This window comes from Petrotoga sibirica DSM 13575 (assembly GCF_002924625.1).
Lineage (GTDB): Bacteria > Thermotogota > Thermotogae > Petrotogales > Petrotogaceae > Petrotoga > Petrotoga sibirica.
This window is the reverse complement of record NZ_JAHC01000015.1, coordinates 66,060-76,312: the sequence shown is the minus strand read 5'-3', so window position 1 is coordinate 76,312 and position 10,253 is coordinate 66,060. Positions and strand designations below refer to the sequence as shown.

The window sequence follows — 10,253 nt, the reverse complement described above, 5'->3', positions numbered from 1 at the left end:
AATGTTCAACAAGATGAAAGGCATATTTGAACAATTCAAAAACACATTCAATCAAATAGTCACAGCTATAGAATCCCAGGAGCCCATAATCGAGCAGATGGAGCAAGCAAGGGTAGAGATACTGAACCTATTAGAAGAACAAAGAATGGAATTAAAAGTTCAACAAGACACCTTAGGTCCATCACTCATAGAAGAAAACAACAGAGCAATAACCTTGACAATTATTTTAACCATAGTCGCCTTTGTAGTATCGATAATAATGGTCATCTATCTAATAAGGAGTATAACGAAACCACTGTTAGACTTCAAAAACAAGATAAACCAATTCAAAGAAGGAGACCTAACGGTAAACTTTGAAAGCAAAAGCAAAGACGAGATTGGACAGATGGCCAACGCTCTATCAGAAATGAGTAAAGAACTAAGAAGATCCATGGGGTCAATAAAGCAGGCATCAGACAAAGTAGAAAACGCATCAGAAAGTCTAACGCAATCATCACAAGAAAGCAGAAAGAACTCAGAAAAGAACTCAAAAACCACTTGCAAGCAATGCCAAGAACGTACAAAGTATAGTAGAAACGATAAACTCGATAACGGAACAAACGAACCTTTTGGCACTAAACGCAGCGATAGAAGCGGCAAGGGCAGGAGAAGCAGGAAGAGGATTTGCGGTAGTAGCGGATGAGATAAGGAAATTAGCAGAAGAATCAAGGAATGCAACGGATGAAATATCTGAAATATTAACCAACATAACGCAAGGGACGAACAAAGTAAACGAATCGACGAACAAGGTAGTAGGAACGATAGGGGAAATAAACGAAAAGATGGAGGATGTACAGAAAAGTTTCAACCGGATAAAAGAAAGGATAGAAAGGATGGACCAAGGGATAGAAAACATGACTGCAAGTGCGCAAGAACAAAGTGCAAGTGCGCAAGAGATGAGCACAGCGATGGACAGGGTAGCGAAAGCGGCAACACAGATAAGTGAACAACTAGAAAGGTCAAGAAGTGTAATAGACGAACAAGTAAAACAAGGGGTAGGGATAAACGAAGAAGCGAAAGAGTTGAGTGAATTAGCCACAGAATTAAAAGGATTAGTTGGAAGTTTTAAGATATAAAATTTTGCTGAATTGTGCAAAAAGCTTTTTGCTACTTTATGCAAAAGTGTTCTTTATAATGCCTTAGAAATAATTTCCATATTCTCATTTGCGAAGCAAATGCGTTCGGGGATCTTAAGGGGTTTTACCCCTTAATGTTAACAAATAAAATAAAAAGGTGAGAAAGTTGAATATATTAGATTTTAAAGGAGAAGTAAAGAAAAAAATTAAAGAACTAGAGAAACAACTAAGTGATCCGTGTATTACTAACGATATTGAAAATTTAAAAAAATTAGGACAGGAGCATTCCAAACTATCAGAATTAAATAAACTGTTTGAGAGTTACGAACAGGATTTAGAAGACATAAAAGCATTAAAAGAAATGTATGTAAACAATGAAGTCTCTGAAGAAGAATATCAGTCAATGCTCCAAGATTTAGAGGAAAAGCAAGGAGAAACAAGAAAAAAAATTATAGAAGGTTTAGTCTCTCAAGATGAGTATGATGAGAGAAATATCATTATGGAGATAAGAGCAGGTACTGGAGGTGATGAAGCGAGCCTTTTCGCTTCAGAGTTAATGAGAATGTATATACGGTATGCTGAAAGAAAAAATTGGAAATATGAACTCCTTGATCTAAACGAAAACGAACTTGGTGGAATTAAAACCGCCATATTAAAAATAAAGGGTCAAGGTGCTTACAGAAGATTGAAATACGAAAGTGGTGTGCATAGGGTACAAAGGGTACCTCAAACAGAATCTTCTGGAAGGATACACACTTCGACGGCCACCGTTGCGGTGTTACCGGAAGCAACGGATATAGATGTTCAGATAAATGAGAATGATCTCAGAATAGATACCTATAGGGCAGGTGGAGCAGGTGGTCAGTACGTTAACAAAACGGATTCTGCCGTTAGAATAACCCATCTCCCCACTGGAATCGTTGTAACTTGTCAAAATGAAAGATCCCAACATCAAAATAAAGAAAAAGCTTTAAATATACTAAGGGCAAAACTTTTTGAGATAAAGTTAGAAGAGCAACAATCTCAGCTTACACAAGAGAGAAAATCACAAATAGGTACTGCACAGCGAAGCGAAAAAATAAGAACATACAATTTCCCACAAAACAGGGTTACAGATCATAGAATTCACTATACCACTCATAGAATAAACGAAATACTTGATGGAGATTTAGATGAAATAATAGATAAGCTCCTAGAAAAAGATCTCAAAGAAAAACTTGAAAGTTTAACTTTATAAAATTCCATTATTGTTAGAGGTGATTAAATGGTTAGAATAACTTTTCCAGATGATTCTGTTGAGGAATTTAAAGATGGGATTACCCCTGCAGAAATTGCCAAAAGTATATCCCAAGGGCTGTACAGAAAAGCTATAGCAGCTGAAATTAACGGTGAATTAAAAGATTTGAATACCCCTATAATGCAGGATTCAACTATTAAGTTAATAACTTTGGATGATGAAATAGCTCCAAAAATATACAGACATACGATGGCTCATATTATGGCCCAGGCGGTGGTACGGATTTTCGGAGAGGATAGAGTCAAATTAGCTATAGGGCCGGTTATTGAAAACGGCTTTTATTACGATTTTGATATTGAAGGATACAACCTTTCAGAAGAAGATTTTTCAAAGATAGAAGAGGAAATGAAAAAGATTATAAAAGAAGATATAAAAATTATTAGAAAAGAAGTAAATAAAAAAGAGGCTATTGAATTATTCCAGGATCAACCTTACAAACTGGAATTAATTGGGGAACTAGAAGAAGACACTGTTTCAGTTTATTTTCAAGGGGATTTCTATGATCTGTGCAGGGGGCCTCATCTTCCTTCTACTGGTTATGTTAAATATTTTAAGCTTCTTTCAGTATCTGGAGCTTATTGGCGGGGAGACGAAAAGAACAAGATGCTTCAAAGGATATATGCCACCGCCTTCCCCAAAAATAAACAACTTGACGATTACTTAAACATGTTGGAAGAGGCAAAAAAAAGAGATCACAGAAAATTAGGCCCAAAATTGAATTTATTCATGTTACAATCTGAGATGGCTCCTGGTATGCCTTTTTTCCTACCGAATGGTAAGATAATTTTAAATGAATTGATGGCTTACTCTCGCCAAGTTCATAAAAAATATGGATACGAAGAGGTAGAAACCCCTCAAATCATGAATATTAAATTATGGCATCAATCTGGGCATTGGGATCATTACAAAGAGAATATGTTTTTCACTGAGAAAGAAGATATGCCTATGGCAGTCAAACCGATGAATTGCCCAGGGCATATATTGATATATAAGAATAACTTTGTCAGTTACAGAGACTTACCAATAAGAATGTTTGAATTTGGTAAAGTACATCGCTACGAAAGAAGTGGGGTTTTGCACGGTCTTTTTAGAGTCAGAGCTTTCACTCAAGATGACGCGCATATATTCTGCATGCAGTCACAAATGGAGGAAGAAATAATAAAAGTTATACAACTAACCAACGAAATATTTTCAACATTTGGTTTTAAATACGAAGCCATCTTAAGTACTATGCCTGAAGATCATATGGGAGATATTGAAAGTTGGGAAAAGGCTACCGATGCTTTAAAAAAGGCGTTGGAAAAGACCAATATGAAATATAGAATAGACGAGGGGGAAGGGGCTTTTTATGGTCCCAAAATAGACTTTAACGTTACAGATTCCCTTGGGAGAAAATGGCAATGTACCACGATTCAGCTTGATTTTCAGATGCCCGAAAGGTTTGACATTGTGTACGCAGATGAAAACGATGAACAAAAAAGGCCGGTTATGATTCATAGAGCAATATTTGGGTCTTTAGAAAGATTCTTTGGTATTTTAATAGAAAACTTTGCTGGTGAGTTTCCGACTTGGCTTTCTCCTGTTCAAGTATCAATTCTTCCAGTTTCTGAAAAATTTAACGAAGAAGCAAAGAAATTTTCTCGTATTTTAGAACAAGAAGGTATTAGGGTTTATGTAAATGATTCTGATGCTACCGTGGGATATAAGATAAGAAATGAACAGATGAAGAAAGTGCCGTATATGATAGTTTTTGGAGAAAAGGAAGTGAACTCAGATACTATAAATATAAGAACTCGAAAAGGTGATACCATAGAAAATGTTTCAAAAGAACGTTTCATTGAGAAAATAAAAAAAGAAATAAAGAACAGAAATTTGGACTTAACTTTTTAAATTAATAATACTCATTTATAAAGGGCGCCCAGGAAAGGGCGCCTTCAATATTTTAGGTTTTTAATTAAGATTATTTTTTTCGTCTGAATTCTTTTTTCTTTTCTTTTCTAAAACCTTTTTGGCTTGATTATAATGATATGAACCCTTTATAACCTGAATATTTAGATTTTCAAAGACATAAAAATACTATCTAACCATTACTCTATTTCGATGACAATTAATTTATGATCTAATACGCCATAAAATGCAAGTTCTATTTTATTTTTTTATTTGTCCTACAAGAATTGTACCACAAAAAAATCATTTTGATTTTTTTGGTTTTTGGTGTAAAATTAATTTGATACCGTTAACGTTAACATGAGAAAGAGGTGATAAAAATAAGTCGAGGTAGTTTTGTAACCATAAAAGACATTGCTGAAAAAGCAGGGGTCTCTGTAAACACTGTATCAAGGGCTTTAAACGATAAACCAGATATAAACCCTCAAACAAAAGAAAAGATAGAACAAATTGCCCAAGAACTAGGCTACGTTAGAAACATATACGCTACTATGCTCAAATCCAATGTAACTCATACAATCGGAGTAATCATGCCTGATAGTTCTAACCCTTTCTTCTCTGAGGTATTCAAAGGTATTGATAAAGCAGCACGGGAGAATAATTATCAAATAATAATTATGAACTCTGAAGGTTTATACGAAAATGAAGAAAAGTTTTTAAAAACGCTCTTGGAAAGGAGAGTCGACGGTATTCTCCTTTTTCCAATGCAAAAGAGTTATGAAGATATTCAGGAACTGATAAAAGAACACTTCCCTATAGTACTTGTAGGTAGAGAAATAGACGGTTGGAATGTGGATGAAATATTCAGTGACGAAGTAAAAGGGGGATATCTTGCAACGCAATACCTCATTGAAAAAGGGTGTAAAAAGATAAAAATAATAACCGATCAACTATATAACTCTGCTTCATATGGAAGGTTGCAAGGCTATAAAAAAGCGTTAAAAGAGAAAGGGTTAACTTTTTCGGAAGATGATATCAAGATATGTGAAGGGATACATGAAGGATATCACGTTAAAGCAGGTTACGATAAAACGGTTGAAATGATCAGAAAAAAAGAAGAATTCGACGGAATATTTTGCTACAACGATCTAATAGCTTACGGGGCGATTAAAGCTTTGAAAGAAAATAATCTAAAGATTCCACAAGATGTTTCAGTAGTAGGTTACGACGATATAGCCTTTTCAAGGTTAATCGAGCCAGAGTTGACAACGGTAAAAGTTAAAAAGTTTGAAATGGGATATGAGGCATTTCAAATGCTTTATAAAAGAATAAAAAGTAAGAAAAGCGATAACTCATCAACAAGGAAAGTATTAGATATAGAACTTATAGTGAGGAAATCTTAAACATAAAATAAGATATGGGTCATGGGTGGGCAGCGGGGCGAAGGGGCGCTAAAGAAGGTTTAGAGATTTTAAAGGCAGTAAATCTCAAACAAAGAAGGAGAGGAATTGTATGGCAGAATTACGTTGGAATCCTTTATTAAAAACATACACAATGGTTGCAGACAACAGACAAAATAGACCCCATTTACCTGAGGATTGGTGCCCCTTTTGTCCAGGACCGGGTAAAAAAGTGCCTCCGAACTATGACGTTTATGCATACGACAACGATTTTCCCGCTTTAAAACTAGAACCAGATGAGCCAAATATACAAGGATCGGATTTGTACAAAGTCAAAAAAAATTATGGAAAATGCGAAGTGATTTTGTATTCTCCTGATCACAATATTACCCTTCCTCAATTACAAGTAGAACATATATTTAAGTTGGTAAACTTATGGGTTGAAAGATTTGAGGAACTCTCAAAAGATGAAAAAATAAAATACATCTTTCCGTTTGAAAACAGAGGAAAAGAAGTAGGGGTAACGATGCTCCATCCACACGGTCAATTATATGCCTATTCGTGGATTCCTTTGAAGTTAAAAGTGGAACTCGACAACTGTAAAAAATATTACGAAGAAAAAGAAAAATGCCTTATTTGTGAAATGAACAAAGAAGAAAAGGAGTTTCAAAAAAGAATTCTTTTTGAGAATGGCTCATTTCTCGTTTATCTCCCGTTTTTTACAGACTACCCCTATGGTGCTTTCATCGTCAGCAAATCCCACAAAGGCAACTTATCAGAATTCGACGAAAAAGAAAAATGGGACCTGGCTGAGGCGATAAAACTGTTAACTGGTGGTTTTGATGCATTGTTTGACAAACCTTTTCCCTACATGATGAATATCCATCAAACTCCTGTTAATTCAGAAGAATATGCAGATTCCAACAAATACTATCATTTTCATATTGAGTTCTATCCTCCTTTAAGAGACAAGGATAAAATAAAATGGTACGCATCAAGCGAGATGGGTGCTTGGGCTGCGGCGAATACCATGGCGGTGGAAGAAACTGCCGTTACTTTAAGAAATGCAATAGAAAAATTCAAAAAAATACAATAGAGAGGTCGACAAAATGGATTTACTAAATTCTTTTCAAGAAATCTACGAAGTTAGTAAAAAACCAGTACAAAGGTTCTTCTCTCCAGGAAGAATAAATCTGATAGGCGAACATATAGACTACAATGGAGGATATGTATTACCAGTAGCTATAAACCTTGGTATAAATGGCTTAATGAATTTGAGGGACGATAATTTTATTTGCCTAAAATCTATGGACTTTCCCAACGAAGTAAAAGTCGATCTAAATAAGGGAGTGGATTATAGAAAAGAGGATGGTTGGGGTAACTATGCTAAGGGGGTTATAAAGTTTCTGTTAGAAGATGGGGTTCCCTTGAAGGGATGTAATATACTGATTAAAGGAGAACTTCCAAATGGAGCAGGCCTTTCATCTTCTGCGGCTTTGGAAGTACTAATTGGGTTCATGCTCTTATCTCAAAGTCAATCCCCTGAAGAAATCGAAAGAACATACCTTGCACTCTTGGGACAAAGGGTTGAAAACAAATTTATTGGTGTGAACTCTGGAATAATGGATCAATTTGTGATAGCAAACGCCAAGAAGGATCACGCTTTACTGCTTGACACACAAAACCTAACTTATGAATACATACCTTGCTATTTAGACGAGTATTCTCTGATTATTATGAACACAAACAAAAGAAGAGAGCTTGCTTCGTCTCAATACAACCAAAGAAGACAAGAATGTGAAAATGCTTTAGAAAAAATAAACCAATCGAAGGAAACAAAAGTTGATAATTTATGCCAATGTAGTGAGAAAGATCTAAAATATCTTGATAATGAAATAGAGTTAAAAAGAGCAAGGCACGTAATAACAGAAAATCAAAGGGTTATCCAGGCTTCTAAATTATTAAATAATAATGATATTGAAGGTTTTGGATCACTTTTAATCCAATCCCATAATTCCTTGAAAAATGATTATGAAGTGACAGGTTATGAACTAGATACAATTGTTGACGAAGCTCTAAAAACCAAAGGCTGTGTAGGAGCTAGAATGACTGGAGCAGGATTTGGTGGATGCGCCATTGCTTTGGTGGAAAAAAGTCAGGTAAAAACTTTCAAGGAGCAAGTTTCGAAGAATTATTATGAAAAAACCATGATAGAGCCATTCTTTTACGAAACAACAATCGAAGACGGAGTAAAAATTCTCAAAAATTGAGAAAATTCGAGTTAAACGTGAATAATATCTTTTAATTGCCTTTAAACTTACCTAATTGCCCATAACGAGATTTTGCAACGAATTTTAACTCTGTTATAATTATTTTGGTATCGTTCACGGTATCGATATTAATGTTTAGTAATATTGACCTTGTAAATAATATTGAAAGTTTAGGAGTGAAAATAATGACAAAAAAATATGAACCAATAAGTGCAAAAGTGCCGCATTTTCTACACGGGGCAGATTATAACCCTGATCAATGGCTAAAGTATCCAGAAGTCTTAGAAGAGGATATCAGGCTTATGAAGCTTGCTGGATGCAACGTTATGTCTGTAGGCATATTCGCCTGGAGTACTTTAGAACCTGAAGAAGGTAAGTTTAATTTCGGTTGGTTAGATAAAGTTATAGAAAAGCTATACAAAAATGGAATATATACAATCTTAGCAACTCCAAGTGGTGCTAGGCCTGCCTGGATGTCGCGGAAATATCCAGAAGTTTTGAGGGTAGGACCGAATAGAGTGAGAAACCTTCACGGTGAGCGCCATAATCATTGTTATACATCGCCAGTTTACAGAGAAAAAGTCAACATTATAAACACAAAACTAGCAGAAAGGTATTCGAATCATCCAGGAGTAATAGCTTGGCATGTATCTAACGAATATGAGGGAGAATGTCACTGTGAACTCTGTCAAGAATCCTTTAGAAATTGGTTAAAGGAGAAATATAAAACCTTAGAAAATCTGAATGATGCCTGGTGGACGGCTTTTTGGAGTCATACCTATACTGATTGGACACAAATAGAATCTCCCGCGCCTCATGGAGAGAGTACGCTTCATGGATTAAGTTTAGACTGGAAGAGATTCGTAACTCACCAAACTGTTGATTTTTTCAAACACGAGATAGAGCCTCTGAAAAAGATAAATCCAAACCTGCCTGTGACAACCAACTTTATGGGAATATATGAGGGATTAGATTACTGGAAATTTGTTGATTATGTGGATGTAATTTCCTGGGATAATTATCCAAGATGGCATAGTAATGATGATTACGATTTAGCCTGTGGAGTGAGTATGGTTCATGATTTGAATAGATCATTGAAAGGTGGAAAACCTTTCATGTTGATGGAGAGCACTCCGAGCACAACTAATTGGCAAGAAGTCAGTAAATTGAAAAGACCAGGAATGCATTTATTATCTTCTATTCAAGCGGTAGCTCATGGTTCTGATACCGTTCAATATTTTCAATGGAGAAAGAGCAGAGGGAGCAGTGAAAAATTCCATGGAGCTGTTGTTGATCATTGTGGGCATGAAAATACCAGAGTTTTCAACGATGTCAAAAATGTGGGTGAAACACTAAAAAGATTAGATGAAATAATAGGAACAACGGTAAATCCAGAAGTTGCTATTATTTTTGATTGGGAAAATAGGTGGGCGATGAAAGATGCCCAAGGCCCAAGAAACATAGGCATACATTACGAGGAAACCGTTAAAGAGAATTATAAACCTTTCTGGAAGAATGGTGTACCTGTTGATGTTATAAATATGGACTGTGACTTTTCAAAATACAAATTATTGATAGCACCAATGCTTTACATGGTTAAACAAGGGGTAAGTGAAAAAATCAAGGAATTTGTGAGAAAAGGTGGGACCTTTGTTACAACATACTGGTCGGGAATAGTCAACGAGACAGATTTGTGTTTCTTAGGGGGATTTCCAGGTCCTTTGAGAGAGGTTCTTGGCATTTGGTCTGAGGAGATAGATGCACTTTACGATGGTGAGAGTAGACAAGTTTCTTTCGATAATGAAAATGAATTAGGGCTGAAAGGTGAATATAAAGCAAAGGAACTATGCGATTTGATTCATTTGGAAGGAGCTAGATCTTTGGCAACCTACAAAGAGGATTTTTACAAAGGGATGCCCGCTTTAACGGTCAATGATTTTTCAAAAGGAAAAGCATATTATATAGCTTCAAGAAATGAAGAGCAATTTAACGATATGTTTTATGGCAAACTGATAGAAGAACTTGGATTGAAAAAGGTTATTGATAGGGATTTACCATACGGTATTACAGCTCAAATGAGAACTGATGGAGAGAATGACTTTATTTTTGTGATGAACTTTACTCAAGAAGAAAAGGTTGTCGAACTTGATGAACAGAAATATATCGACCTTCTGGAAGGTGAAACTTCAGATAGAAAACTAACTGTTCCAGGTTATGGGGTTAAGATTCTTAAAAGAACGAAATCTTGATATGCTTTTTGCTATGAAGGAGGTGATTTTTGAAT

8 protein-coding genes are annotated in these 10,253 nt (G+C 35.5%); all 8 read left to right on the top strand.

Features of this window, described 5'->3' with window-relative positions:
* Positions 1-682, top strand: a 682-nt coding sequence (locus AA80_RS10225) for a HAMP domain-containing protein (RefSeq protein WP_244903563.1), incomplete at its 5' end; no start/stop codon positions are given.
* A complete protein-coding gene (locus tag AA80_RS10220) occupies positions 567-1,115 on the top strand; it encodes a methyl-accepting chemotaxis protein (protein WP_342351798.1) in 549 nt (182 codons plus the stop codon). The genes AA80_RS10225 and AA80_RS10220, both read left to right, overlap by 116 nt.
* Positions 1,116-1,287: 172 nt before the next feature.
* Positions 1,288-2,352, top strand: a complete 1,065-nt coding sequence (gene prfA, locus AA80_RS03585) for a peptide chain release factor 1 (protein ID WP_166667765.1) — start codon at positions 1,288-1,290, stop codon at positions 2,350-2,352.
* A 27-nt stretch (positions 2,353-2,379) separates the two neighbouring features.
* Positions 2,380-4,302 (top strand): threonine--tRNA ligase, encoded by a 1,923-nt coding sequence (thrS, locus tag AA80_RS03580; RefSeq protein ID WP_103876451.1) that lies wholly within the window; start codon positions 2,380-2,382, stop codon positions 4,300-4,302.
* Between the two features lie 377 nt (positions 4,303-4,679).
* Entirely contained in the window at positions 4,680-5,702 is a 1,023-nt protein-coding gene (locus AA80_RS03575; RefSeq protein ID WP_103876456.1) for a LacI family DNA-binding transcriptional regulator, read from the top strand.
* Between the two features lie 109 nt (positions 5,703-5,811).
* A complete protein-coding gene (galT, locus tag AA80_RS03570) occupies positions 5,812-6,795 on the top strand; it encodes a galactose-1-phosphate uridylyltransferase (RefSeq protein WP_103876450.1) in 984 nt (327 codons plus the stop codon).
* A 13-nt stretch (positions 6,796-6,808) separates the two neighbouring features.
* The gene (locus tag AA80_RS03565) at positions 6,809-7,969 is read left to right on the top strand and encodes a galactokinase (RefSeq protein WP_103876449.1); all 1,161 of its coding nucleotides are present in this window, start codon (positions 6,809-6,811) and stop codon (positions 7,967-7,969) included.
* 185 nt (positions 7,970-8,154) lie between these two features.
* On the top strand, positions 8,155-10,218 hold the full coding sequence (locus AA80_RS03560) for a beta-galactosidase (protein WP_103876448.1): 2,064 nt from the start codon (positions 8,155-8,157) through the stop codon (positions 10,216-10,218).
* Positions 10,219-10,253 lie beyond the last annotated feature (35 nt).